Origin of the sequence: Pseudomonas sp. GL-R-19 (assembly GCF_019956375.1) — a bacterium.
In the GTDB taxonomy this organism is placed as follows: Bacteria; Pseudomonadota; Gammaproteobacteria; order Pseudomonadales; family Pseudomonadaceae; genus Aquipseudomonas.
Window position 1 is genome coordinate 1 of sequence record NZ_JAHBDJ010000047.1, and the last position, 26,340, is coordinate 26,340.

At 61.3% G+C, this 26,340-nt stretch carries 23 protein-coding genes, 1 tRNA gene and 2 pseudogenes; 15 read left to right on the forward strand and 11 right to left on the reverse strand.

Going from position 1 to position 26,340, the window contains the following annotated elements; genetic code table 11:
* Positions 1–118 precede the first annotated feature (118 nt).
* Positions 119–1,204 (reverse strand): annotated as a pseudogene (locus KGA83_RS22405) (MFS transporter); the annotation flags it as partial.
* Between the two features lie 856 nt (positions 1,205–2,060).
* Here KGA83_RS22405 and KGA83_RS22410 point away from each other — a divergent pair.
* Entirely contained in the window at positions 2,061–3,596 is a 1,536-nt protein-coding gene (locus tag KGA83_RS22410; protein ID WP_411741917.1) for a methyl-accepting chemotaxis protein, read from the forward strand.
* 15 nt (positions 3,597–3,611) lie between these two features.
* On the opposite strand, the gene KGA83_RS22415 is transcribed toward KGA83_RS22410, so the two are convergent.
* On the reverse strand, positions 3,612–4,517 hold the full coding sequence (locus KGA83_RS22415; RefSeq protein ID WP_150756380.1) for a LysR substrate-binding domain-containing protein: 906 nt from the start codon (positions 4,515–4,517) through the stop codon (positions 3,612–3,614).
* A 226-nt stretch (positions 4,518–4,743) separates the two neighbouring features.
* Here KGA83_RS22415 and KGA83_RS22420 point away from each other — a divergent pair, with 226 nt between their 5' ends.
* From KGA83_RS22420 to KGA83_RS22445, 6 genes are all read left to right on the forward strand, one after another.
* Entirely contained in the window at positions 4,744–5,862 is a 1,119-nt protein-coding gene (locus tag KGA83_RS22420; protein WP_108214851.1) for an ABC transporter ATP-binding protein, read from the forward strand.
* A 15-nt stretch (positions 5,863–5,877) separates the two neighbouring features.
* Complete coding sequence (locus KGA83_RS22425) at positions 5,878–6,798, forward strand: ABC transporter permease (RefSeq protein WP_108214850.1); 921 nt, start codon at positions 5,878–5,880, stop codon at positions 6,796–6,798.
* Positions 6,798–7,604 (forward strand): ABC transporter permease, encoded by an 807-nt coding sequence (locus tag KGA83_RS22430; protein ID WP_108214849.1) that lies wholly within the window; start codon positions 6,798–6,800, stop codon positions 7,602–7,604. Before KGA83_RS22425 ends, KGA83_RS22430 begins: the two co-directional genes overlap by 1 nt.
* 27 nt (positions 7,605–7,631) lie before the next feature.
* A complete protein-coding gene (locus tag KGA83_RS22435) occupies positions 7,632–8,678 on the forward strand; it encodes an extracellular solute-binding protein (RefSeq protein WP_108214848.1) in 1,047 nt (348 codons plus the stop codon).
* Positions 8,679–8,738: 60 nt separating this feature from the next.
* Complete coding sequence (locus KGA83_RS22440) at positions 8,739–10,190, forward strand: amidase (protein ID WP_108214847.1); 1,452 nt, start codon at positions 8,739–8,741, stop codon at positions 10,188–10,190.
* A 90-nt stretch (positions 10,191–10,280) separates the two neighbouring features.
* A tRNA-Met gene (locus KGA83_RS22445) sits at positions 10,281–10,357 on the forward strand.
* 160 nt (positions 10,358–10,517) lie between these two features.
* Here KGA83_RS22445 and KGA83_RS22450 read toward each other — a convergent pair.
* Entirely contained in the window at positions 10,518–11,621 is a 1,104-nt protein-coding gene (locus tag KGA83_RS22450; RefSeq protein WP_108214846.1) for a DUF2817 domain-containing protein, read from the reverse strand.
* 168 nt (positions 11,622–11,789) lie between these two features.
* Here KGA83_RS22450 and ggt point away from each other — a divergent pair, with 168 nt between their 5' ends.
* Entirely contained in the window at positions 11,790–13,622 is a 1,833-nt protein-coding gene (ggt, locus tag KGA83_RS22455; RefSeq protein ID WP_108214845.1) for a gamma-glutamyltransferase, read from the forward strand.
* A 206-nt stretch (positions 13,623–13,828) separates the two neighbouring features.
* On the forward strand, positions 13,829–14,200 hold the full coding sequence (locus tag KGA83_RS22460) for a type II toxin-antitoxin system HigA family antitoxin (protein ID WP_095945264.1): 372 nt from the start codon (positions 13,829–13,831) through the stop codon (positions 14,198–14,200).
* 57 nt (positions 14,201–14,257) lie between these two features.
* Here KGA83_RS22460 and ddlA read toward each other — a convergent pair whose 3' ends face one another.
* Positions 14,258–15,352, reverse strand: a complete 1,095-nt coding sequence (ddlA, locus tag KGA83_RS22465; protein ID WP_108214843.1) for a D-alanine--D-alanine ligase — start codon at positions 15,350–15,352, stop codon at positions 14,258–14,260.
* Positions 15,353–15,517: 165 nt separating this feature from the next.
* Between ddlA and KGA83_RS22470 the strand changes: the two genes are divergently transcribed.
* Together KGA83_RS22470 and KGA83_RS22475 are read left to right on the forward strand one after the other, a co-directional pair.
* A complete protein-coding gene (locus KGA83_RS22470; protein ID WP_223530962.1) occupies positions 15,518–16,327 on the forward strand; it encodes an AraC family transcriptional regulator in 810 nt (269 codons plus the stop codon).
* Positions 16,328–16,403: 76 nt separating this feature from the next.
* A complete protein-coding gene (locus KGA83_RS22475; protein WP_223530954.1) occupies positions 16,404–16,772 on the forward strand; it encodes a cupin domain-containing protein in 369 nt (122 codons plus the stop codon).
* Positions 16,773–16,784: 12 nt separating this feature from the next.
* Here KGA83_RS22475 and KGA83_RS22480 read toward each other — a convergent pair whose 3' ends face one another.
* From KGA83_RS22480 to KGA83_RS22495, 4 genes and pseudogenes are all read right to left on the reverse strand, one after another.
* Positions 16,785–17,384 (reverse strand): flavin reductase family protein, encoded by a 600-nt coding sequence (locus tag KGA83_RS22480; RefSeq protein WP_108214841.1) that lies wholly within the window; start codon positions 17,382–17,384, stop codon positions 16,785–16,787.
* Between the two features lie 90 nt (positions 17,385–17,474).
* Entirely contained in the window at positions 17,475–18,083 is a 609-nt protein-coding gene (locus KGA83_RS30170; protein WP_411741918.1) for a methyl-accepting chemotaxis protein, read from the reverse strand.
* Positions 18,063–18,791 (reverse strand): annotated as a pseudogene (locus KGA83_RS30175) (PAS domain-containing protein); the annotation flags it as partial. The gene KGA83_RS30170 and the pseudogene KGA83_RS30175, both read right to left, overlap by 21 nt.
* A gap of 117 nt (positions 18,792–18,908) precedes the next feature.
* Entirely contained in the window at positions 18,909–20,222 is a 1,314-nt protein-coding gene (locus KGA83_RS22495) for an MFS transporter (protein WP_108214839.1), read from the reverse strand.
* Positions 20,223–20,422: 200 nt separating this feature from the next.
* On the opposite strand from KGA83_RS22495, the gene KGA83_RS22500 reads away from it, so the two are divergent.
* From KGA83_RS22500 to KGA83_RS22510, 3 genes are all read left to right on the forward strand, one after another.
* Complete coding sequence (locus KGA83_RS22500; protein WP_108214838.1) at positions 20,423–21,841, forward strand: short-chain fatty acid transporter; 1,419 nt, start codon at positions 20,423–20,425, stop codon at positions 21,839–21,841.
* 93 nt (positions 21,842–21,934) lie between these two features.
* On the forward strand, positions 21,935–23,107 hold the full coding sequence (locus tag KGA83_RS22505; RefSeq protein ID WP_223530956.1) for a hypothetical protein: 1,173 nt from the start codon (positions 21,935–21,937) through the stop codon (positions 23,105–23,107).
* A 144-nt stretch (positions 23,108–23,251) separates the two neighbouring features.
* Positions 23,252–23,773 carry an SET domain-containing protein-lysine N-methyltransferase gene (locus tag KGA83_RS22510; protein WP_108214836.1) on the forward strand — a complete coding sequence of 174 codons (522 nt, stop codon included), beginning with the start codon at positions 23,252–23,254 and terminating at the stop codon, positions 23,771–23,773.
* Positions 23,774–23,779: 6 nt separating this feature from the next.
* Here KGA83_RS22510 and can read toward each other — a convergent pair whose 3' ends face one another.
* On the reverse strand, positions 23,780–24,424 hold the full coding sequence (gene can, locus KGA83_RS22515; RefSeq protein WP_108214835.1) for a carbonate dehydratase: 645 nt from the start codon (positions 24,422–24,424) through the stop codon (positions 23,780–23,782).
* Between the two features lie 168 nt (positions 24,425–24,592).
* On the opposite strand from can, the gene KGA83_RS22520 reads away from it, so the two are divergent.
* Positions 24,593–24,997, forward strand: coding sequence for a serine kinase/phosphatase (locus tag KGA83_RS22520; protein WP_223530958.1), 405 nt, complete (start codon positions 24,593–24,595; stop codon positions 24,995–24,997).
* Positions 24,998–25,137: 140 nt separating this feature from the next.
* On the opposite strand, the gene rimI is transcribed toward KGA83_RS22520, so the two are convergent.
* Together rimI and KGA83_RS22530 are read right to left on the reverse strand one after the other, a co-directional pair.
* Positions 25,138–25,590, reverse strand: coding sequence for a ribosomal protein S18-alanine N-acetyltransferase (rimI, locus tag KGA83_RS22525; RefSeq protein WP_108214833.1), 453 nt, complete (start codon positions 25,588–25,590; stop codon positions 25,138–25,140).
* Positions 25,583–26,329, reverse strand: a complete 747-nt coding sequence (locus KGA83_RS22530; protein WP_108214832.1) for an energy transducer TonB — start codon at positions 26,327–26,329, stop codon at positions 25,583–25,585. The genes rimI and KGA83_RS22530 overlap by 8 nt, the downstream gene beginning before the upstream one ends.
* Positions 26,330–26,340: the final 11 nt, after the last annotated feature.

The window sequence follows — 26,340 nt, forward strand, 5'->3', positions numbered from 1 at the left end:
GGAAAATCACTGTCCAAGTGCTCGTGGAATCAGTGTCCAAGTGGCCGTGGAATGAGTGTCCAAGTCAGCGTGGAATCGCTGTCCAAGTGTTCGTGGAATGGGTGTCCAAGTGCGTGTGGAATCCGCACATCAGGCCGAAGAACACTCCGGCGATCATCCCGACATTACCCGGCACCAGTTCCTGGGCGTATACCACGATGGCCGAGAACGCCGAGGCGAGGATGAAGCCGATGACCACGCTGAGAATGCTGGTCCAGAACAGGTCGACATGGGGCAGCAGCAATGTGAAGGGTGCAACGCCGAGGATCGAGAACCAGATCACTGCCTTGCGCCCGATCCTGTCGCCAATCGGACCGCCAAAGAATGTCCCCGCGGCGACCGCGCCCAGAAACAGGAACAGGTGCAACTGCGAACTGGCCACCGACAGGTCGAACTTCTCGATCAGATAGAAGGTGAAGTAGCTGGTGAGGCTCGACATGTAGAAATACTTGGAGAACACCAGCAACCCAAGCACGACCAACGCGCTGGTCACCCGGCCCTTCGACAGCCCGTGAGTCGCCGCCTGGCCTTGCTTGAGCTTGAACAGGTTCAAGTGGTTGGCGTACCAGCGGCTGATCCGGTAGAGCACGAACAGCGCAAACACCGCGAACAGGCCGAACCACGCTACCTGCCCTTGACCGTAGGGAATGATGATCGCCGCCGCCAGCAACGGGCCGAACGCCGAGCCTGCGTTACCGCCGACCTGGAAGGTCGATTGCGCCAGCCCGAAGCGCCCGCCTGAAGCCAGACGCGCCACGCGGGACGCTTCCGGGTGGAAGGTCGAAGACCCGATGCCGATCAACCCCGCCGCCAGCAGAATCAACGGGAAGCTGCCGACCACCGACATCATCAGAATACCGACCAGGGTGCAGACCGTCCCCGCCGGCAACAACCAGGGTTTGGGATGGCGGTCGGTGTAATAACCGACCCACGGCTGCAGCAGCGAGGCTGTCAACTGGAACGTCAGGGTGATCAGGCCGACCTGGGTGAAGGTCAGGCCATAGTTGGCCTTGAGCATCGGGTAGATCGACGGCAGCACCGACTGGATCAGGTCGTTGATCAAATGCGCCAGCGCTACCGCGCCGATGATGCGCATCACCAGAGGACTGCTTTGGGGCGTAGCGGACGCCGGCACTGAGCCGGACTGGGCGTTGCTGATAGCCATGGGAGTTTCCAGACAACAGGAGGTACAAACGGGCAGGTGCGTCAATGTGCCATTTTTCAGTGCAGCAACGCCATCCCCTTAGCCTGCTAACGACCTTCGTTTTTCATCACCACATCCTTGATGGCGCAAAGCCATGGTCTGAATCTTGCCTTCCTTCTCGGCTTGAACGCGGCCTCCTTACAAAGGAGACCGACAATGGGAAGTTTCGCCACAGAGTCGGCCTACAGAGCGGACAAGGGTGAACTTTCGAGGCCTTTTTAGAGGGCACGAGTCGGAGGTTCGACAACCTCCGACGCACGCCAATGGTGCGTGGTGTCCAGAGGAGTCATGGGGCATGCAGGCTTTTTTATCACCGGGGATCGGGCTGTTGGGGCGTTTTGGCTTTGCACGCAAATTCCAGCTGTTGTTTCTGCTGTTTATCCTGCCGCTGGCCGGCAGCCTGTGGATGATCGGCCAGGACTATCGCGACAAACTCAGCCTGATCTCCGGCGAACGCGCCGGGGTACGGCAACTGCTTGCGCTCGATGCGCTGGATGACCTGCTCGCCGCCCAGCGTGATCGCGCCGCCCGGTGGCGCGCCACGGAAACCAATCGCCAGCCAACGCCGGCTACCCTCGCCGCGATGGCTGCGTTCGATGCGGTTCAACCCGCCGTCAGCCAGGCCACTGCCGAGTTGGGCAACGCCCTGCAAAAAGAAGGTGCCGAGGGTGAAACGCTATCGCGTTATCAGGCTCTGCAAACCGCCCTCGATGGCCTCGACTCAAAAAGCCTGAGCAATGTCGGCTGGTGGCCCGATGGCTATGATCGTTTCACCAATGCCTTGAGCGCCTTGCAAGCCTTGCGCGAGCAGATCGCCATGGACAATCGCCTGACGCTGGCGCCGTGGCTGGAGACTTATTTGCTGACGCAGATTTCCACCCAACATGCGCCGGACCTGATCGAACGGGTCGGCCGTCTGGCGGCGGTGGGTCAGGCCTCGGTGGTGTCAGGGCAGTTCACCCTGCAAAGCCGCCTGCAACTGCGCGACCTGCGCAGCCGCATCGGCGATGCGCGAGAGCAGCTGGTGAAAACCGCAGGTCTGCTCGAAGCGCGCTTGCCCAGCGCCTTGCAAACCTGGGCCGGGCAATATCACGACAGCCTCAAGCGCCTTGATGCGGGCCTGAAGGTGCTGGACGACGGCGTGTTCGGCGGCAGCATCAACCTCAAGCCGGAGGACTTCGAACGCAGTCTGGATGCCCTGCTCTCCGACCTTGCCTCGTTGCGCCAGCAGTCGCTGGTGTCGCTGGATCAACGCCTGGATTACTACCACGGCTCGGCGATCCGCCAGTTCATTGTGGTGGCCGCCGTGTTGGGCTGCCTGCTATTGGCGGCGCTGTATCTGTTCATCTGCTTGCAGGCCTCGATCCGCCGCAGCGCCAGCGGCATCACGGTACTGGCCGAGGCCTTGCGCGATGGCAATCTGAGTCTGCAAGTGCCGGTTCAGGGCCGGGACGAGCTGGCAGTCATCAGTACCGCGCTGAACGTCGCCGTGGTGCAACTGCGCAGCAGCCTGCAAGGGGTGGATCACGAAACCCTGCAACTGAGCAAAGCGGTGCAAACCCTCAATCATCACTCCAGCGACGCCCTGGGCGAAGTCGAAGCCCAGCAGTTGCAGATCAGCCAGATTGCCGCTGCGGCGACGCAATTGGCCGCGACCTCACAAGGGGTGGCCCACAGTTGCGAACAGGCGTCCGGCAGCGCCCAGCACACCCGGCGCATTGCCGCCGACAGCAGCCGTGACAGCCAGCGCACCACCGCGAGCATCCAGCAACTCAATCAACGCCTGAACGAGACCGCTGCGGCACTGGGCCGGGTCAGTGAACAAGGACAGCAGATTCAACTGGTGGTCGACACCATTCGCGGCGTTGCCGAGCAGACCAACCTGTTGGCGCTCAACGCCGCCATCGAGGCGGCTCGGGCGGGCGAGCAAGGGCGTGGCTTCGCGGTGGTGGCCGATGAAGTGCGCAGCCTGTCCCAGCGCACCCAATCGTCGACCGCACAGATTGCCGGCACGGTCGACAGCCTGCGCAACACGGTGAATGAGGCGGTCAGCCTGATGCAAGCCGCCTGCAGTCAGGCAGAGAGCGATGCACAAGCGGTCACCGGCCTCGGTGAACGGCTTGGGGAAATCGCCAGTGCGGTGCAGAGCGTCACCGATACCCTGGCGCAAATCGCCACGGCTGTGGAAGAACAGGCCAGTACCGCCGACGAAGTCAGCGGCAATATCCAGCAGGTCGATCAAGCGGCGGTGCGTTTGCTCGAAGGGGCCCGCGCGGTGAACCAGGCTGCGGATACCCTGAGCCACGGCAGCAAGGCCTTAAGTGACAATACCGGGCGCTTCCGCTTGAGTTGAGTCCGCCAGGACTTCTCAGGCGCGGATCACCGCCTCCGGGAAGTCCTGCTCCAGTTCGCTCTTGAGCCAGTCGATAAACCACGCCACATCCGCCGAGAGCTCGGCGGACGGCGTCAGCACCCGATAGCTTTCCAGCTTCACTTGCGCGTCCACCACTCGCACCAGCTTGCCGCTATGGAGTTCTTCGCGCACCAGCACTTCGTTGGCCAGCGCAATGCCCTGCCCGCTCTCGGCCACCGACAATGCGTGGTCGTTGTTGACGTAGAGCATGTCCGAATTGAGATGAATGTCGAGGTCGTTGGCGGCGAACCACAGGTTCCACCACTCGCCATCGTCGACGTGGATCAGGTTGTGTTTGACCAGATCCGCGGGGCTGTCGATGGGCTCGACGCTGGCCAGATAATCGGGGGAACAGATCGGAAACACCCGAGGACAAATCAGGCTGGTGCGCGAGTGAGCATATTGGCCGTCCACCCCGTAGACGATACCCAGGTCAGCGCTTTTGCCATCCACTTCGGTAAAGGTCGAATTGGGTTCGATGGCGAATTTCAAGCCCGGGCGCAGATGACGCATGGCCTCGATGCGCGGCATCAACCAGCGCTTGGCGAACCCCGGCACCACCATGATGCGCAGCCAGCGTTCGGCGTGCTTGGGCTGCGCCTCTTTTCCGGCCTCGATGATCAACTGCAAGGCGGCGGTGATCTTGCGGTGGTACTTCTCCCCCGCCGTCGTCAGGTTGACCCCGCGAGAGGTGCGCTCGAACAGTTGGATGCCCAGCCAGTCTTCCAGCAACTTCACGTGGCGGCCGATGGCCGGCTGGGTCACGTGCAGGGCCTTGGAGGCTTCGACATAGCTGCCCAGCCGGGCCGCGGCATCAAAGGCACGCACCGCGTTGAGCGGCGGCAAACGGTGGTCAGGCATGGTTTCCGGGCGCCTTCTGCTGTTAAATTTTTTAACAGCCCCTATGTTAAAATTGAAGTTTCGCCCCCGCAACCCCTCGCTGATAATCGATCCACAGCAGAACAAAAAAAGCTGGTTACAACACCCGAACGCAATCTCGATCCTGCCCAGAAAAATAATATCCATGGCCCGACGGCACAGCTGTTTTCAGCACGTGCGCAGGCGATGGGGGAATCGGAGGTAACGCATGAATGCCCTGCATTCGCTGCAAACGCTGGCGGTGTCCATCCGCTCAGTGCGCAAAGTCTACGGTGATCCAAAGACTGGTCCGGTGGCGCTGAAAAGCATCGACCTGGACATTCGCGACAACGAATTCTTCACCCTGCTCGGCCCTTCGGGCTGCGGCAAAACCACGCTCCTGCGGATGATCGCCGGGTTCGAATTCCCTACCGAAGGCGAGATTCTGCTCTACGGCGAAAACATCGCCGACCGCCCGCCCTTCCAGCGCCCGGTCAACACGGTGTTCCAGCATTACGCGTTGTTCCCGCACATGACCATCGCCGAGAACCTGGCTTTCGGTCTTGAGTCCCACCCGATGGGCAAAGTCCTGAACAAAACGCAAATGGCCGAACGGGTGCGCGAGATGCTCGCCCTGGTGCAGATGGAACGCTTCGCCAACCGCAAGCCGGCGCAACTGTCCGGTGGTCAGCAACAACGCGTCGCCCTCGCTCGTGCATTGGCGCCGCATCCCAAAGTCCTGCTGCTCGACGAACCGCTCTCGGCGCTGGACCTCAAGCTGCGCCAGGCCATGCGTGAAGAGCTGAAAACCATTCAAGCTCGCACCGGCATCACCTTCATCTTCGTCACCCATGACCAGGAAGAAGCGCTGACCATGTCCGACCGCATCGCCGTGTTGTCCGAAGGCGAAGTGCAGCAGGTCGGCCGCCCGGAGGACATCTACGAACGTCCGCGCAATCGCTTCGTCGCGGACTTCATCGGCGAAACCAACTTCATCGAAGGTACGGTCACCCGTGTCGAAGACGGCCTGGCCTGGTTCGCCGGCCCGGCCGGTCATCCGCTGCCTGCACAGCCATGCAGCGATGTGCGGGTCGGGGCCAACGTCACACTGTCCGTGCGCCCGGAGCGTCTGCATTTGGTACCGGGCAATACCGAAGGTGCCTTGCCGTGCCGGATCGAGGCGCAGATCTACCTTGGCACCGACCTGCAATACCAGGTCAGCCTGAACGACGGCTCGCGCCTCACCGTGCGCACCCCCAACTGCGTCGACCAGAGCAGACGTTTCGTAGCAGGAAGCCAGGCCGGTCTGTTGTTCGACCAGGGCAGCGCCAGCGTCCTGCACGATTGAGCACGAGGAATTGCCATGCACGCACTACCGATTGCCAACACGCTGGAACGTCGGCGGGCCTTCCAGAGTTTCCTCGGGGTCAGCCCGGCGCTGATCGCCATCGGCCTGTTTCTGATCGTGCCGATCCTGATCGTCATCGGCTATTCGTTGATGGAGGCCAACCCCTACGGCGGGGTGAACAAGGTATTGAGCAGTGACGCCTACACCTCGCTGCTGTTCGAGCGGCAACTGGACGACAGCCTGGCCTTCGCCGACTCCTACCTGATCATTGCCCTGCGCTCCATCGGCATCGCCGGGCTGACCACGCTCATCACCCTGTTGATCGGCTTTCCGGTGGCAGTGTGGCTGGCCATGCAACCGGCGCACCGCCGTGGCTTGTTGATCTTCCTGATCACCGTGCCGTTCTGGGCCAACCTGCTGATCCGCACCTACGCGTGGATTCTGCTGCTGCGCAACACCGGAGTGATCAACAACAGCCTGATGGGCCTGGGAGTCATCGATCAGCCGCTGCAACTGCTCTACACCGACGGCGCAGTGCTGCTGGGACTGGTTTACACCTATGCGCCCTTCGTCGTACTTCCGATCTACGCCACCCTGGAAAAAATGGACATCCGCCTGCTCGAGGCCGCTCAGGACCTCTATGCCGGACGCGTTCGAACCCTGCGCAAGGTGGTGCTACCGATTGCCAAGCCGGGAATTCTCGCCGGCGCCATCCTCACCTTCGTGCCTTGCCTGGGCGCGATGATCGCCCCGGAATTGCTCGGCGGCGGGACGCGGATGATGCTCGGCAACCTGATCTTCCGCCAGTTCAGCGATGCGCGTAACTGGCCGTTTGGTGCGGCGCTGTCGCTGGTGTTGATGGCGGCGGTGATGTTGGTACTGACTGTCTATGCCTTGCGTGCCGAGCGTCAGCGCATCGCCAAAGGAGGTGCGTGATGATCGGCCTGTTCAAACGCAACACGCCGGGCGTGCAGGACTTCCCGGGTTTCGGCGGATTCAGTTTCCTGTTCTATCTGTACCTCTACGCGCCGATCGTGGTGCTGGTGGTGTTCTCGTTCAACGCCAACCAGTCGGCCACGGTGTGGACCGGCTTCAGCCTCGACTGGTATCGCGCGGCCTTCGCCAACCAGGCCCTGCGCCAGGCGGCCGGCAACAGCCTGTTGATCGCGGTCTGCGCCAGCATGGTCGCCACGGCCATCGCCACCCTCGCCGCCCTCGGCACTTCACGGGGAGCGAAGTTCAAGGGCCTGCAACTGTCCATGGGCGCGATCATGTTGCCCCTGGTGCTGCCGGAAATCGTGGTCGGCGTCGCCACCCTCGCGCTGTTCTCCACCATCGGTCTGTCCCTGGGCTACGGCAACCTGATCATCGCGCACACGGTGTTCTGTATTCCGTTTGCCTTTCTGCCGATACGGGCACGCCTGAACGACATGGACCTGTCCCTGGAACAAGCCTCGGCCGACCTGTATGCCGGCCCGTGGCGGACTTTCCGCAAGGTCACCCTGCCGCTGCTGATGCCGGGGATTTTCTCCGGGCTGATGCTGGCCTTCATCGTCTCGCTGGATAACTTCGTGATCTCGATGATGGTCTCCCAGGCCGGCACCACGACCTTGCCGATCTTCATCTTCGGCCTGTTGCGCATGGGCGTGACACCCGACGTCAACGCCGTGTCGACCCTGATCCTGGGCGTCTCGGTGCTGTTCGTCACGCTCTCTTATCTGCTGGGCAAAAAGAAATCCTGAACCTTCAACGTACTGTGGGGAAATAGCATGAGCAAGTTGATTGCAAGCATCGGCACTTCGTTGTTCCTGACTTTACCGCTGACCATGGTCGGCAGCGTTCAGGCCGCGGAAAAACTCAATGTGGTGAGCTGGAGCGGCTACTTTTCGCCGGAGATTCTCGCCAAATTCCAGAAACAGACCGGCATCGAAGTCACGGTCGACTCCTACGATTCCAACGAAACCCTGCTGGCCAAATTGAAACAGGGCGGTGCCGGTTACGACGTGGCAATCCCGTCGCACCAGTTCGTGCCGATCCTGATCAAGGAAAAACTGCTGGAGCGTTTCGACCCGGTCAACCAGCCCTACTATGCCGGCGTCGTCGACAACCTGAAAAAACCCACCTGGGACCCGGAAGGCGCTTACTCGGTGCCGTTCATCTGGGGCACCACCAGTGCGGTGCTCAACACCGAGCGCTACAAGGGCCCTGCCGACAGCCTCAAGGTGCTTTACGAGCCGCCGGCCGAGTTGCAAGGGCGAATCAACATGTTCGACTCAGTCAGCGACGTGGTGGACATGGCCAGCCTGTACCTGAACATCCCGCTGTGCAGCGAAGATCCGAAGCAGATGCAGCAGATCCTGACCCTGCTCAAGGCACAGAAACCGTTCGTCAAGACCTACAGTTCCAAGGCCGGTTCGATCCGCGAAAACCTCGCCTCGGGTGAAATCGACATGTCGACCTTCTGGGGCGGCTCGTCGATGCGCGCCCGGGAGATGAATCCGAGCCTGAAATACCTGTACCCGAAAGAAGGCGTACTGGCCTGGGTCGACAACATGGTCATCCCGACCGGCAGCAAGCACCCGGCGAATGCCAAGGCCTTCATCGCGTTCCTCAGCCAACCTGAAAACGCGGCGATGACCCAGAACTTCCTCAAGCACCAGAGCCCGATCAAGGGCGTGGAGCCGTTTCTCGACGCGGGCCTGAAAGACGCTCCGGAACTGCACATTCCCGAAGGCACCCAGGTGGTGTTCAGCAAGACCTGCGGCGAAGGCGCGATCCGCCTGGCCGACCGTCTCTGGACCAACCTGATGCGTTGATCGCTACCGCCCCGACGCGATGGCGGGGCGTTTTTCCAGCCGTCTGAAAGGCCGCTTGCAATGAACTCTAATAACATCAGCGAACTGGTCCTGTTGCAGGCCCACGAGCTCGCCGAACGCATCCGCCTGCGCCAGGTTTCCTGCCGGGAAGTGATGCAGACATATCTTGCCCATATCGAACGCTTCAACCCGCTGGTCAATGCGCTGGTGAGCCTGCAAGCACCAGAAGACCTGCTGGCCCAGGCGGATATCCGCGACGCCGAGCTGGCCCGTGGTCAATACCGTGGCTGGATGCATGGCTTGCCCCATGCCATCAAGGACCTGTCCCTGACCCGCGGCATCCGCACCACGCTGGGTTCGCCGCTGTACAAGGACTTCATCCCCGAGCGCGACGGCATCATGGTCGAGCGGATCAAGGCTGCCGGCGCGATTATCATCGGCAAGAGCAACACCCCGGAATTCGGACTCGGCTCGCAAAGCTATAACCCGCTGTTCGGCGCGACCGGTTGCGCCTACGACCCGAGCAAGACCGCAGGCGGCAGCAGCGGTGGCGCGGCGGCGGCGCTGGCCATGCACCTGGTGCCGGTGGCCGACGGCAGCGACATGATGGGCTCGCTGCGTAACCCGGCCGCCTTCAACAACATTTTCGGTTTCCGTCCGTCCCAGGGCCGCGTGCCCTTCGATGACAGTGCCGACCTGTTTATCGACCAACTCGGCTACGAAGGCCCCATGGCTCGCAGCGTGCGCGATGCCGCGTTGCTGCTGTCGGTACAGGCCGGGGCAGATGCGCGGGCGCCACTGTCCATTGCCGAACCCGGCAGCGCCTTTGCGGCACCGCTGGATCGGGATTTCAAAGGTACGCGTCTGGGCTGGCTCGGCGACTTCAACGGCTACCTGCCGATGGAAAAAGGCATCCTCTCATTGTGCGAAAAGGCCTTCGGCGACTTCGAAAGCCTGGGTTGCCATATCGAACCCGTACAGCCCGAATTCGCGCCAGAGAAGCTGTGGAGCAGTTGGCGGACGTTGCGCCACTGGATGGTCGCCGGCTCGTTGGGCGCGACCTATGCCGACCCGCAAAAACGTGCGCTGTTGAAACCGGAAGCCTGCTGGGAAGTGGAGAACGGCCTGAAACTCTCGGCCACCGACGTGTTTGCCGCCTCGGTGACGCGCAGCGACTGGTATCGTGCGATCTCCAGGCTGTTCGAGAAGTACGACTACCTGTTATTGCCCAGCGCCCAGGTATTCCCGTTCGATAAAACCCAAGCCTGGCCCGCCTCCATCGAAGGCGTGACCATGGACACCTATCACCGCTGGATGGAGGTAGTGATTCCCGGCACTTTGTCCGGCTGCCCGGTGGCTAACGTACAGGTCGGCTTCAACGCCAGCGGCCTGCCCATGGGACTGCAAATCATCGGCAAACACCAGGCCGACTTCGCCGTGCTGCAATTGGCGCACGCTTATGAACAGGCCAGCCGCTGGTTTCAGCGCTGCCCTTCGCCACTGCTCAGATGAGCGATTTTGATAAACGGTTGAAAGCGCAGAGAAATATTTTAGATTTATGCTTGACGCATCCCCGTTACCGGTGAATAATGCGCGCCACTTGGCTACATAGCTCAGTTGGTTAGAGCATAGCATTCATAATGCTGGGGTCCGGGGTTCAAGTCCCTGTGTAGCCACCAAGTACTAAAAACGGCTTACCGCAAGGTAGGCCGTTTTTTTATGCCTGTAGGAGCGAGCTTGCTCCGGGCGGCGTTCCGACGATGGACGTTAACGATAACGCGTGTTTACTGGTTAAACGCGGCGCTCTTGAGTCCATCGCGAGCAAGCTCGCTCCTACACCTACACCGTCGGCAATGCCGACAACGCCCGCTCCCAGATCTGCCACGTCCGCAACCAGACCATTGCCTGCCAATCACTATCCGCCGGATAGAACTGCTCCAGCAGATTCAACTTGATCTCGCGCCCTGTTGCATCACTCGGGTTGCCATGCAGATGCAGCCAATGGTCATCACGCAGATGCCGGTGAACATCCGGCCCCGGATAAGTCCCGCACTCGATGACAAACGGCATCAGCCGCACCTGCGGCAGCGCATCGATCAATGCCTGCGAGGTGTAGCCGGTGGCCGTTGCCGCCACGCCGGTTTCACTCAGGGTATCGGCACCGGTTTGCAGACTGTAGAGCCACGGGCCGTAAATCGCCTGCGCATCCGCCAGCGCCGGATAGGCGGATTCGGTGATGGTCAACAACATCGGATGACCGTACTCGCCAGCGCCGGTATGCAAGTCGAAACACATGGCGACCTCGGCATGGGCCACGTGCTTTTGCACAATCCGGTGCAGCGTGCGGTTCGACCAGCTCGGTGCCAGCCCGCCGAAAAACAGGCCGTCGGGATGAGCATGCTGACCGCCCTCGACAATCGACATGACTGCCGGCCAGCCGTGCAAGCGGATCTGCTCGCCGAGCAAGGCATCGGCACGCTCACGCTGCGGACCGTGCAACTGTGGGCAGGCATAGATTTCGTGCAGGCCGTTGTAGGCCTGGTTGTCTGGCAGCGGTCGCTGGAAATCCAGGTGATTGCGGTTCAGGTCGATGTTGTCTTCGTTGACCCGGCGCAACCACGCCATGCCCCAGGGGTTGATGGCATGGATCATGACCACGGCGACATCCGCTGGCAGGGAACGCTTGCCCAACTCCTGCAGCCATTTGATCTGGCAGCCCGAACCATAGAAGCCTTCGACCCCGTGAGTGCCGCTCAACGCGATCAGCAGCCGCTTGGCGCCCGGATCACCCAGCACCGCCACATCGGTACTCAGCGGCTCGCCGAACGGTCCTTTGAGCGGGTGTGGATACTCCGTCAGCGTTGCGCCTGCCGTGGTCGCGGCGGCCAGGAATTGTTCACGCTGGGTGCGATAGCTGGGCTGGGTGGGAAACTCGGTCTGCATGTCTGCCTCTTGTTGATCTTCTGGCCTGTTTGTTGGCAACGACCCTACAGAAAATCCCGCCATTGATGAAGGACAAAAACGCCGGTGCCGTGGGGCCGGGTTTGCGTCCCTCCCGGTCGGCCGATAAAGTCCACCGATCGTAGATCCAACGGACGGAGTACCCCACACGTGTTCTCAACCTTCCCTTTGCGCCGCTATCGCCTGCCAGCTCTGGTTCTGCTCGCCAGCGCTTTGACCCTGACCGCGTGCAACAACGCTTCAGTCCCGACCCTGCCGCTCGCACCGGAAAGCGCTTCCGGTTTCCGCACCGACCTGAAAACTCAACACGCCGAGAAATACATGGCCGCGGCGGCCAACCCGCTGGCGGCCGAAGCCGGGCGAGACATGCTGCGCCGGGGCGGCTCGGCCATCGACGCGGCGATTGCGATGCAAGCGGTGTTGACGCTGGTCGAGCCACAGTCTTCGGGCATCGGTGGCGGCGCATTGATCGTACTCTGGGATGGCAAGGCCGTGCGCACCTACGACGGACGTGAAACCGCCCCGGCCGGCGCCACCGAGAAACTTTTCCTGCAAGCCAATGGGCAACCGATGGGGTTCACCCAGGCGCAGATTGGCGGTCGCTCGGTGGGCACGCCCGGCGTCTTGCGCGCCCTGGAACTGGCCCATCAAAAACACGGACGCCTGCCTTGGGCGCAGCTGTTTGAACCGGCCATCCGGCTCGCCGAGCAAGGCTTCGCCATTTCGCCACGCTTGCATCAGTTGATCGCCGCGGATTCGTCCATGCCGCGCTCAGCGGAAATGATGGCTTACTTGCGCAATGCCGATGGCAGCCCGAAAGCCGTCGGCACAAACTTGAAGAACCCGGCCCTGGCCGCCGTGTTCAAACGTATCGCCCATGAAGGCCCGGATGCCCTGTACAAAGGCCCGGTCGCCGAGGAAATCGCGGCCAAGGTACAGGGACACGCCAACCCCGGCAGCCTGTCCCTGACCGATCTCGCCAACTACCAGGCCAAGGAACGCGCACCGCTGTGCACCGACTACAAGCGCTGGCAAGTCTGCGGCATGCCGCCGCCGTCGTCGGGCGGGATCGCCGTGGCGCAGATCCTCGGCACGCTGCAAGCCCTGGAGACTCGCGATAAACGCCTGGCGCTGGCACCGTTGAAGCCGGTCAAGACCACGGCCCCCGCCGGCATCGAACCCGATCCGCAAGCGGTGCACCTGATCTCAGAAGCCGAACGTCTGGCCTACGCCGACCGCGCTCAGTACGTCGCCGACACAGACTTCGTACCCGTGCCGGTCAAGGGCCTGGTCGACCCGGCTTACCTGGCCAGCCGCGCCGCCCTGATCGGTGAACGCAGCATGGGCACGGCCAAACCCGGCACTCCGCCGGGCATCCGGGTGGCCTATGCGCCGGACCGTTCGCCCCTGCGGATTTCCACCTCGCAAGTGGTGGCCGTCGATGACGCAGGCGGTGCCGTGTCGATGACCACCACCATCGAGTCAGCGTTTGGCTCGCACATCATGGTTCAGGGTTTCATGCTCAACAACGAGATGACCGACTTCTCGTTCATCCCCGAGGAAAACGGGCAAAAAGTCGCCAACCGCGTCGAACCCGGCAAACGCCCGCGCTCCTCCATGGCCCCGACCCTGATCTTCGACCGCCAGAGCGGCGAATTCCTCGCCACCGTCGGCTCCCCCGGCGGCTCGCAAATCATCGAATACGTGGCCAAATCCACCATCGGCCTGCTCGACTGGAACCTCGATGCCCAAGCCGCCATCAACCTGCCCAACTTCGGCAGCCGCAACGGCCCGACCGAACTGGAACAGGGGCAGTTCAGCCCGAAGCTGATTCAGGCGCTGAAAGACAAAGGGCACAGCGTGAGCGAGATCGACATGACCAGCGGGACCCAGGCGATCGTTCGGGTCAAGGACGCCCAAGGCAAAGCGTCGCTGACAGGCGGGGCCGATCCGCGGCGTGAAGGGCAAGCGCTGGGGGATTGAGTCGTACGCGGGGATGAGAAAGGGCTTACCGGTGGGTAGGCCCTTTTTATTGGTAAAGAGTCCAGGTCGCCTCTCTCCCGCTGCTTTTTCCTACCCGCAATCCATTGCGCCCTGGTTAGAGTTTCCGCGCCGCGCACCTAAAATTTATCAGCACTCACAAGCAGTACGACACGGTCGACGCTGATAACGTCGAAATGGAGTAACCCATGAACATTCACCCGATTCACACCGAAGAGGATTACCGTGCTGCTCTCAAGAGCGTGTCTGCACTGTTTGAGAATGAACCAGAAATTGGCACTCCTGAGGGAGATTACTTTGACATCATGATTACGCTGATCGAGTCGTATGAGTCGAAGCACTTCCCGGTCGACTTACCCAACCCTATCGATGCGATCAAGTTCAGAATGGAGCAGTCCGGGTTGTCCGCTGCCGATCTTGCGCCTGCCATCGGCCGCACAAATCGTGTTTATGAAGTACTCAATGGCAAGCGAGCGTTGACGCTTCCGATGATCTGGAAACTGCACGAGCTGTTCGGGATACCCGCCCAGAGCCTGATCAAACCGGTCAAGCACGCTTGATCAGGGTCGGCTCTTGCAAGCATACCTACCGATAATACGGACGATACAGAACTCTGCTTATCGACTGATCTTCAACCCCTGCCGAACATGGTGCTTTTCCAGCGCCAGCTCGATCAGTCGCGTCACCAGTTCGCTGTAGGTCATGCCGGTGGCCTGCCACAGTTTCGGGTACATGCTGATGCGAGTGAAGCCGGGCAGCGAGTTGATTTCGTTGATCAACACTTCGCCGCTGTCGGTCAGGAACACATCGACGCGGGCCAGTCCGGAGCAGCCCAGTATCTGGAACGCTTCGACGGCCAAGGCGCGAATGCGCTCGCTGGCCTCGACGCTGATATTGGCCGGCACCACCACTTCAGCCGCCGTGTCGTCGATGTACTTGCTGTCGTAGGAATAGAACCCGCTGCGCACCACGATCTCGCCGCAGCCGCTGGCGATGGCGTCTTCATTGCCGAGCACCGCGCATTCAATCTCACGGCCGCTGACGGCAGACTCGATCAGCACCTTGGTATCGAAACTCAAGGCCAGCTCCACCGCTGCGGTGTATTCGGCCTCGTCGGCGACCTTGCTAACGCCCACGGAAGAGCCCTGGTTTGCCGGTTTGACGAACAGCGGCAAACCCAACTTGCCCTGCACCTCGGCAAACCCGGTACGTGCGGCCGTGGCACGGGTCAATGTCACGAACGGCGTCACGGCCAGGCCGGCATCGCGCAGCAGGCGCTTGCTGATGTCCTTGTCCATGCACACGGCCGAGCCGAGTACATCGGAGCCGACAAACGGCAGATCGGCCATGCGCAGCAAGCCTTGCAGGCAACCGTCTTCCCCGAGGGTGCCGTGGACAATCGGGAAGATCACATCAACATGGCCGAGCATTTCCTGACTGGAGGTTTCCACCAGTTGCTGGCTGGCTTTACCCGGCACCACCGCCAGTTCACGATTGGATTGATTGAGGGCGATCAGCGCCGGGTTTTCCTGGTTCAGCAAAAAATTCGAAGGGTCGTTGAGGTGCCAGTGGCCTTGTTTGTCGATGCCGATCAGCACCGGCTCAAAGCGTGAACGATCCAGCGCATCGACGATGTTTTTCGCCGACTGCAACGACACTTCATGCTCGGCCGAACGGCCTCCGAAAATGATCCCCACGCGCAACTTGCTCATGACCCGGCCTCATCCTGACAAATAAAAAACAACCTGTAGCGAATGCGCCCCACATTGCAGTATTTACCCTTGGTTTTCTAGCGGCCAAGCCGCCTTCCGATCAGAAGACAGGGAACCGCCGGCTGGGTTACCGTGTTGCGCATCAAGCTCAAGACGATCATCACCATGGCCAAGCGCACGCCTCGCAATGACTGGTTCCTTCGCGCGCCCGATGTCGGCGGGTTGCAGCGTTTCGAGGCGTTTTTTGCCGGCCATGGCTACGACCTTCACCGCCACGACACCTATGCCATCGGCCACACCCTGGCCGGGGTGCAGAGTTTTCAATATCGCGGCAGCTGGCGTCACAGCCTGCCCGGCGCAACGATCGTGCTGCACCCGGACGAAGCCCACGATGGCGAGGCCGGCACCGAGTCCGGTTTCCAGTACCGGATGATGTACATCGAACCGGCACTGATCCAGCAGATGCTCGGCGGGCAGCCGCTGCCATTCATCAAGACCGGGCTGTCGAACGATCCCCGCCTGTTCGCCGCCACGGGCGCGTTGCTGCGCAGCCTGGATTGCCCGCTCGATCCACTGGAAGAACAGGATGCGCTGTTCGATCTGGCGCAAGCCATGAGCACGGTTTGCGGTGCGTCGGGCAAGCGCTCGGGCTTCGATTACGTGGCCGCGCAACGTGCGCGGGAATACATCCACGGCGCCCTGGATCGCACCGTGACCCTGGATGAGCTGGCGCAGCACAGTGGCCGTGATCGCTGGAGCCTGTCCCGGGATTTTCGCCTGTTGTTCGGCACCAGCCCCTACCGCTACCTGACCATGCGCCGCCTGGACTTGGTCCGTGCGCTGCTGATTCAGGGTCAGAGCCTGGTCAGCGCCGCGCTGATCGCAGGCTTCAACGACCAGAGCCACATGACCCGGCAATTCGGCAAAACCTACGGTCTGTCACCGGCCCGCTGGATGAACATGCAGCGTCGTTGAGCCACGCACAATCGTACAAGAAGCGCGCCGGGGCGCTGGCTATCGTGGGTTCACCAACCACCGCGAGAGCTGTTTCATGAACGCTTACGAAAGCCTTAACTTCGCTGAAAAAATCAGCCAGATCGATTCCCACTGGTCGCCCCGGGTCATCGCCGAAATGAACGACTACCAGTTCAAGGTGGTGAAGCTGCTGGGGGACTTTATCTGGCACGACCACCTCGATACCGACGAAACCTTCATCGTGCTCGAAGGCCGGCTGCGCATCGATTTTCGCGATGGCCACGTGCTGGTGAATGCAGGGGAAATGTATGTAGTGCCCAAAGGCATCGAGCACAAGCCCTGTGCCGAGCAGGAGGTAAAACTCCTGCTGATCGAACCCAAGGGTGTCCTCAACACCGGTAGCGAAGGTGGCGAGCGCACGGCCGAGAATGATGTGTGGATATGAGCGCTGACCGGCTTACACCTGCAAGGTCTTGCCGTCCACCGGCTCGCCAATGGTCAGGAAGTGCCCGCCCGCCACGTGGTGCAAGGTGCGCAAGGCATCTTGCCCTTCGAAGTGCCAGCGCCCTTCGCTGAACACGCGTTCGTCAGCCTGGGCGGCAATCACTTCGGCCAGGAACAGATCGTACTGCTGGTGATTGTTCGGCTCCGGTAACAGGCGACATTCCAGCCAGGCCACGCAGCCTTCGAGCATCGGCGCATCGACTGACTCGCCAATGAAGGTCTGCAAGTCGTAGGTCTCGAACTTGTCGCGGCCCGGGCCCTGGGTCAACTCCAGGCCGGAGGTCGAACCGACGGTTTGCACAATGTCGGCCTGAGCGGCGCATGGCACGCTCAGTACAAAAGTGCCCGAGGCTTCCAGCAACTGGCGAGTCCAGGTGGACTTGTCCAGCACCACGGCAATTTTCGGCGGTTCGAAGTCCAGCGGCATGGCCCAGGCTGCCGCCATGATATTGCGCTGGCCACCGTGGGCTGCGCTGACCAGCACGGTCGGGCCATGATTGAGCAGACGATAGGCCTTGGACAAGGGAACCGGACGGCGGTGGGAAGCGCTCATTGAAGTCTGCTCCTGGGGGAAAAGAGCCGATTGTAGCGCCCACGTAACCCTGTGGGAGCGGGCTTGCTCCCACCAAGAGCTGATCGCAGGTCAGTTGGTGAGTTGATTGGCAAACTGCCCCACCGCATTGACCACTTTCTGCGCGCCGTCCTGGATCTCGACAATCACCGTACCCGCTTCCGCCGCCAGCGCCAGGCCCTGTTCGGCCTGGAGCTTGCCGTCGGTCATCAGCGCCACGGCATTGCGCGCCATGTCCTGATTCTGCCGTACCACGAGGACGATTTCGTCGGTGGCCTGGCTGGTGCGCGACGCCAGTTGTCGGACTTCATCGGCCACCACGGCGAAGCCCCTACCCTGCTCGCCTGCACGCGCCGCTTCGATAGCCGCGTTGAGCGCCAGCAAGTTGGTCTGTTCGGCAATGCCGCTGATGGTTTTGACGATGGTACCGATCACCAGCGACTGCTCGTTCAGGGCTTCGATGCCATCGCCAGCGGTTTGCATATGCTTGGCCAGGTCACGCATCACGTCCACGGCCTGGGTCACCACGGCGTTACCGCGCTGGGCGCTTTGGTCGGTTTGCTGCGAGGTGCTGTAGGCAATGTTGGCGGCCTCGGCGACGGCTTGTTCCTGATTGACCTGATCGGTAATCACCGTGGCGAACTTCACCACCTTGTAGAGCCTGTTGTTGGAATCGGCCACCGGATTGTAGGACGCCTCCAGCCAGACCGTACGACCGTGGCTGTCGACACGCTTGAAACGGTCGGCCACGTACTCGCCCGCGTTCAGGCGACGCCAGAAGCCCTGGTACTCGGCACTGTTGTACTCCTCCGGCAGGCAGAAGGTGCGGTGATGTTTACCTTTGATCTGCGCCAGGCTGTAACCCATACCACTGAGGAAGCGGTCGTTGGCAGTCAGCACGTTGCCGTTGAGGTCGAATTCGATCACCGCCGTGGAGCGCACCAGTGCGCCGATCAGGTTCTCGTGCTCGCGGGAGGCCTCGATGGTGCGGGTCAGGTCGCTGGAGAAGATCGAAAAATACTTGATCCGCCCATCGGCCGAGCGCACCGGTTGCAGGATCGAACGCAACCAGGCTTCCTGGCCCGTACCGCGCAACAGGCGCACTGCGCCGGCGAAGTGCTCGCCACGGGTCAGCGCGTGCTTGAAACGCTGCTGGAATTCGTCGAACTTCACGTGGTCCGGGACGAAGTCGTCGATATGTCGGCCGATCAGGTCACCGCTCTTGTAGTGCATCTCGCCAAGGAAGTTCTGATTGACCGACTGAACCCGTCCATCGCTGTCGAGAGTCAGTACCAACATCTCGCTTTCCAGACTTTCCTTCACTTGCTGGAGGCTGGAGAGTTCTTCACGAAGAGCCGACAGCTCCTGCTTCAAGCGTTTATTGAACATGGGAAAGCACCGATGGACAGGGGTAGTAAGCGATACACAACCTAACCATCGGCCTTGGAAACTTTTACTTAAGCGTGTTTCAGGCTTGTCCTGTAAAAATAGTTACGACGTGCACAATCAATGCGCGCCAGCAGTGGAACAGCCTGCGATTCTCGGCATCCGTGCACCAAAGTACGCGGCACTGCCCACGCCCACCGCGCCCATCACCGCACTGAACATCACGCAGATCCATGGACTCCATGGCATCAGACCGATCAACAACAGCGGTGTGACACTCGCCCACGCGGCGTAGGCAATGTTGTAGGTGAACGAGATGCCCGAGACGCGAATCCGCGCCGGGAACAGGCTGACCATCACCGATGGCACCGCGCCGACCACCCCGCAGGACAGGCCTGCCACGGCGTAGGCCAGGCCGAGCCAGTCGCCGCCCATGATCAGGCAGGCATACAGCACGCCGATGCCCAACGGCAGCAGCAGGCTATAGAGCATCACCGTGCGCCAGGCGCCGATGCGGTCGACCAGCAGCCCGGCGAGCACGCAGCCGATGTTCAAGAACACGATGCCCAGCGCGCTCAAGGCAAAGGTATGGCTGGCGGTCATGCCAAAGGTTTTCTGCATCATGGTCGGGGTGATGACCACGAACACCACCACGGCCGAGGTCAGCACACAGGTGAGGATCATCGCCGGCAAAATGGCCAGGCGATGCTCGCGCAGGACCGTGCGCAGCGGCAGTTCGCCAGCCGCCTCCCGTTGCGCCTGCATGGCCATGAACACCGGGGTTTCGCTGAGCCAGCGACGCAGCCACACGCCAATCACCCCGAACACGCCGCCGAGCAGGAACGGGTAACGCCAGGCGTAATCGAGGATTTCCCCCGGGGTGAATGCCTGCGCCAGGAAGGTCGCAGTCAATGCGCCGATCAAATAGCCGAAGGTCAGTCCCGCCTGCAGGAAACCCAGGGCATAACCGCGATGGGCGACGGGTGCGTGCTCGGCGACGAATACCCAGGCACTCGGCACTTCGCCACCCACCGCCGCCCCCTGGAGAATGCGCAGGGCCAACAGCAGCAACGGTGCGAAATAGCCGATTTGCGCGTAGGTCGGCATGATCCCGATCAGCAGGCAGGGCAGCGCCATCATCAGGATGCTCAGGCTGAAGACTTTCTTGCGCCCCAATCGGTCGGCGAAGTGCGCCATCAGGATGCCGCCCAATGGTCGCGCCAGGTAACCAGTGACGAAGATCCCGAAGCTTTGCAGCAGGCGCAGCCACTCGGGCATTTCCGGCGGGAAGAACAGCTGGCTGAGGGTCAGGGCGAAAAACACGAAGATGATGAAATCGTATATTTCCAGCGCCCCGCCGAGGGCGGCAAGCCCCAGGGTCTTGTAGTCCGAGCGGCTGAACGGCGCCGCGCGCGAATCGGTGTTGGCAGTCATGTAAAGAACTCTGGCACAGGCAAAAACCAAGGTGCCCATGGTCTACGCAAACGTGCTGGCGGACAACCCGTTAGACCAAAGTCCCATAGCCACGAAACAGCGCCGCAAAAATCCTCGGCTTGAATTAATGTTGGCGTCTGTCCAGACGGGCGGTTACTGCCCCGAGGACCACAACAAACATAAAAATCCGAGGTACTCCCGTGGCCGCTGATATCGAAGATAGCCGCTCCGCCCGTTTTGCCCTGCGCTGCTCAAGTTTTGCCGAACGCTGGTTTCCCGACTCCTGGGTGTTTGCTGCCCTGGCGGTGATTATCGTGGCCCTGGCCACCATGGCGATGGGTGCTAAACCCACCGACGCCGCCATGGCCTTTGGTGATGGCTTCTGGAGCCTGATCCCCTTCACCATGCAGATGGCCTTCGTGGTGATCGGCGGTTATGTGGTCGCCAGTTCGCCGCCAGCGGTGAAACTGATCGACCGACTGGCAAAGCTCCCGAAAAACGGCCGCTCTGCCGTGGCCTGGGTCGCGCTGATCTCGATGGTCGCATCGCTGCTGAACTGGGGCTTGTCCCTGGTGTTCGGCGGTTTGCTGGTGCGCGCCCTCGCCCGTCGTACCGATCTGAAAATGGACTATCGCGCTGCCGGTGCCGCCGCCTATCTGGGGCTTGGCGCGGTATGGGCCTTGGGCCTGTCGTCGTCCGCTGCGCAATTGCAGGCCAACCCGGCGAGCCTGCCGCCGTCGATTCTGTCGATCACCGGGATGATTCCATTCACGCAGACGATCTTTCTCTGGCAGTCCGGCGTGATGCTGCTGGCCTTGATCGTCATCTCGCTGATCATTGCCTACGCCACCGCCCCCGGCCCGAACTCGGCACGTGATGCCAAGGCCTGCGGTGTCGATCCGAGTTTCAACCTGCCACCGCTGCAACCACGCACCCGCCCCGGCGAATGGCTGGAACACAGCCCGCTGCTGACGATTCTGCTGGCGTTGCTGGCTGCTGGGTGGCTGCTCCATGAGTTTTCGACCAAACCGGCTATCAGCGCGATTTCCGGGCTGAACACCTACAACTTCCTGTTCATCATGCTCGGTGCCCTGTTGCACTGGCGTCCGCGCAGCTTTCTGGACGCCGTGACCCGTGCGGTGCCGACCACTACCGGCGTGCTGATCCAGTTCCCGCTCTACGGTTCGATCGCGGCGCTGATGACCACGGTCAAGGGCGCCGATGCGCAGACCCTGGCCCATCACATCTCGACCTTTTTCGTCAGCATTGCCTCCCACGACACCTACGCGCTGCTGATGGGCGTGTATTCGGCGATTCTCGGCTTCTTCATCCCGTCCGGTGGCGGCAAGTGGATCATCGAAGCGCCGTACGTGATGCAAGTGGCCAATGACCTGAACTACCATCTGGGCTGGGCGGTGCAGATCTACAACGCCGCCGAAGCCCTGCCAAACCTGATCAACCCGTTCTTCATGTTGCCGCTGCTGGGCGTGCTGGGGTTGAAAGCGCGGGACTTGATCGGCTTCTCGTTCGTGCAATTGCTGGTACACACGCCATTGGTGCTAGTGTTGTTATGGGCACTGGGGACGACGCTGGCGTATTTGCCGCCGGTAATGCCGTAACCAAAAAAAGGGCCGATATTGATATCGGCCCTTTTTGTTCCGCCCTGTCTGTTTCAGTATCTGCCGGACTTATACGCTGAAAAGGATCTGAGCATGTTCAAACTCGCGGCACTCACTCTCGCAGCCCTCACCCTGAGCACCACCGCCCACGCCGATGCCAACTTGAAGCTGGGCACTACCGAACGCGTTACCCGCCTCTTCGCCTACCCCAACAATTGCAACGTGATCTGCTTTCGCAACTGGACGCTTGAGCAAACCGTCGAGCACTACCTGACCCAGAGCGTGCAGCGCGATGGCTACGGTGACGCGAAGGTTCTGGTCAAAACCGATAACGGTCAGCTCCACGCAGAAATCATCGGCGTGCCCAACGGCTATGAAAAACCCTTGGCAGCGCTACTCGATGCCGGTGACCTGGCCTATAACGGCGCCAGCAAACTGAATGCCGATGGCAAGTGGGCGTACAGCTGGTATCTGTTCCTGCCGCTGGGCATGGCCCTGGAAAACCGCAAAAGCGTCGAACTGCTGCACTTCCCGCCCGACTATTCGCTGACCCAGGCCCAGGATTACCTGAAGTCCGCCACCACGGATCGCTGGGCCACGCTGCTCACCGCCAATGGCATCCCGGCCGAACAGACGCCAGGCTTTCAGACCATTGTCGACATCGCCCCTATCGCCGCCCCATCCAACGCCGGCAAGGACCTGGAGGGCGTCTACAGCTACTTCAACGACTACCAGACCACCATGGTCAGGAACGTCAGCCTGCACGCCAACGGTGAAGCATTGCCAATGGTCGCCTTCGGCGCGCCGGTGCGTAACTGGATCAAGCAACAATACGGGCCGACCGTGAACGTGCTGGGCCTGGCGACGATCAGCCCGAGTGACGGGGTGAAGGTGCGGGTGCTGGGTTCCAACCACCCGAGCTACATCTGGTACGCCGCCGATCCGGCGAACTATTCCGGCAATGATGCCAAGGCCAAGGCCGATGCGGCGGGCCTGAAAGTCATGGGCCAGGATTTGAGCGCCGCGTGCTGGCAGGCCGTCATGGGCAGCCAACCGGACAGTAATGCCGATGTCGAGCTGAAAACCTGCACGCAAACCTGGCAAGTGGCCGAGAAGGAAAAAACCTGCACGCTGTTCTACACCTCGATTCGCAACCTGACGCAGGGACAGGCGGCGGCCAAATGCTCGACTGCACCGGTCCAACTGCAGCTCAAACAGCTCAAGGCGCCAGCTCCAGCCACGGCCCTGCCCGCTCCACCGCTATAAACCGATGGCTGGCAGTCGACCTGTCAGTTATGACAGTAGACCGCCCGCGATATCTGCGAGAGGCTTGGGCCGTACCCATGTGCTGCGGCGCTGACAGGATCGTCAGCCAATGGAAGTCGCAGCACCCAGCCGACAAGGAACGTTATGAAAGCCAATGCACTGCGCAAGTCTCTCGCACCGCCGCAGGGTGTTTACCCTTTTGTGGCGTTGCCCCTTCACCTCGGATTTCCATCCCTGGCCGATTTCGAGATTCTCTCGAACGACAAAGGCACGCCGATGGCGGTAGCAGCGCTGCGCGAGTTTCCCCGCATCAGTCGAATCTGCCGGGTGTCGGGGCATTTGCTGCCCTATCGCAGCCGACATACCCGCCAGCTGGCGCCCGATGTTCACGTCTATGACCCGCGCTTCTGCGGGCTGCTGCGCCACTCTTGCGACCCGAACGTGTTTCTGGACATGAGTGAGCTGTGGTTATGGGCGCTGAAGGACATTCAGAAAGGCGACTGGCTGTCGATGGATTACGCGGCCACGGAAGACAAGCTGCTGCGCCAGTTCGCCTGCCACTGCGGTTCGTACAACTGCCGGGGCTGGATCACCGGATACGATGAAGCGCCGAACGCCGACGGCCAGCCGTTTTTGCAACAGTGGCGTCGGCAGAGTCTGCGCTGAGGGACTTTACAGGGGCTCGAACGGACGCAGGCGGTACTGCGCTGGCAGTTGCTCGAAACCGCTAATGGTCGCATTCAGGCTCTTCCAGCGGCCATCCTTGATGCCATAAATGCAGCCGTGGACCGACAGGCTCTGCCCGCGGTGCCAGGCGTTTTGCACAATGCTGGTGTGACCGACGTTGGCCACCTGCTGGATTACGTTGAGCTCGCAAAGACGGTCGACCCGTTCTTCCTCGGTGGCAAGTTTGGCCAGTTCTTCGCGCTTTTCGTAATACAGGTCGCGAATCGAGCGCAGCCAACCGTCGATCAGGCCGAACTGACGATCCTGCATCGAGGCGCGCACACCACCGCAGCCATAATGACCGGTGACGAGGATGTGTTTGACCTTGAGCACATCGACCGCGTACTGAATCACCGACAGGCAGTTGAGGTCGGTGTGCAGCACCACGTTGGCCACATTACGGTGTACGAACAGATCACCCGGTAGCATGCCGACGATCTCGTTGGCCGGCACCCGGGCATCGGAACAACCGATCCACAGGAACTCAGGAGTCTGTTGGCGAGCCAGCTTGGCGAAGAAGTCAGGATCTTGCTCCTTGATCGCAGCGGCCCAACGCTCGTTGTTATCAATCAGATCTTGTAATTCGTTCATGCTTTGAAGCCTCAAGAATGATGCGCAGCTTTGACTGACAACCGTCCGTCGGGGTCACGCGCGAAATGCAAATGCTCTCCTGATCCGGAACACAGGGCTCCATGCCGGTGGAATTCTCGGTAGCCAAGTAGGTCAACCGTAGTAAGGCCTACAGTATGAGGAATTACCATGAATGATTCACGACGTCCGTACGATGCGGTGCAACCGGAACCCGTCGATGACGACGAAGACCGCATGGGCTCGGTGCGTGAGCTGGATTTCGATGAAGAAGAGCCCGGTGCCAGAATCGGTGACGAATTGCCGGACGAGGAGCGCAAGCAACTGATGCCTCGTCGGCGCGTACGTGAAGCGGATCTGACCGGTGCCTCGACCGGAAACCATCAACCTACCGACGATGACTTGAGCCCGGAAACCCTGATCCGTGAAGACGGCGCCAGGGATGCCCATGAGGCCGGTGAGGACAGTCGGGCCGACTGGGACCTGAGCATTGTCGATGGCCATGACATCGGCGGTGGCAGCGGGCTGGATGAGGCAGAACAGGCGCTACGCGATCCTCTCGACAAAAAACGTTGATCCTGTGGCGAGGGAGCTTGTCGGATCGCCGCACCGTCCCGCTCGGCTGCGAAGCAGTCGCAAAACACATCCCCAAATGCTCTCGGGGGCCGCTTTGCGACCCAGCGGGAGCAAGCTCCCTCGCCACAGACGGGTATGAATCAATCCACCAAAGTACAGGCCATGACCACCGCATCTTCGCGCCCACCCACCGCCGGGTAGTAATCCCGGCGCCGGCCGATCTCGTTGAAACCATAACGCTCGTACAGCTTGAACGCCGCGGTATTGCTGTCGCGCACTTCCAGGAAACACTCCCGGGCGTCGGCCTTGTAGGCAATCGACATCAAATGCTCAAGCAATGTCAGCCCCAGGCCACGGCCCTGGTTTTCCGGCTTGACCGTAATGTTCAGCAGATGAGCCTCGTCGAGGATGATCTGCACCACACCGTGGCCCACCTGTTGCTGACCTTCGAACATCAGCCAGATCTGATACTTGCCCAGGCCATCGAGGAAAATCCCGCGAGTCCAGGGATGGCTGTAGGCTGCGTATTCGATTTTCAGTACAGTTTCCAGGTCCGCCTCGTTCATCGGGCGAAACGATACAGCGTCACTCATTCGATTCTTTCCAGCGCGCCATCAGCCGGCGCATGGCTTGCCAGACATCAGCCTTACGCTGTGGCTCTTCCATTAATAATTCCAGGCCCGGCACCGCCCAGGCCGAGCCCAGGCCTTCGATCTGCAACTCGCGATTGAACGCCTCGGCATCCGCCTCGCCGGCAAATCGCACCGCGGGTAAGCCGATCAGCCACAAGCAGGCGCAGGGCGTTTCTTCCATGCGCACCGAGAGGAAACCTTGCACGAAGTCGCGGGCCGCTTCCGGGCCTTGATCCATCGTGCCACGCACCAGCAACGGCCAGCGTACCGGCTCACCGACGATCTGCGGGCTGTCCGGCAGACCGGCGGCGCGCAGCATGTCCTTGAGCAGCAGATAAGCAGGATCGCGGCTCTGGAAGGATTCGCCTGTGGGTAACTCCACCAGCAGCAGGCAACGCCCGGCCCGCAACAATTGCAGGGCGAAACGCGGGGGCGGCACGATCGGGGCCTTGACTACGACCGGCGCCTCTTCAGCCTCTTCCACCGGTTTGGCACCGGTGCGCGTGCTTGCCAGCGATGGTCGCGGCACCTCGATCTTCGCCCGCTCGGCCGGCTTGGCCACAGGCGCCACGGGCGTCTGGGCCACAACAGCGGGCACGACAGGCGCGACCACAACCGGCTCTGGCATGTCCAGCAGCTCGGGCCGCGACGGCGCGGCAAAGGGCAATTCGGTACGCGGCAGCCAGTTGACCACCTGCATGGCGGCCAGAT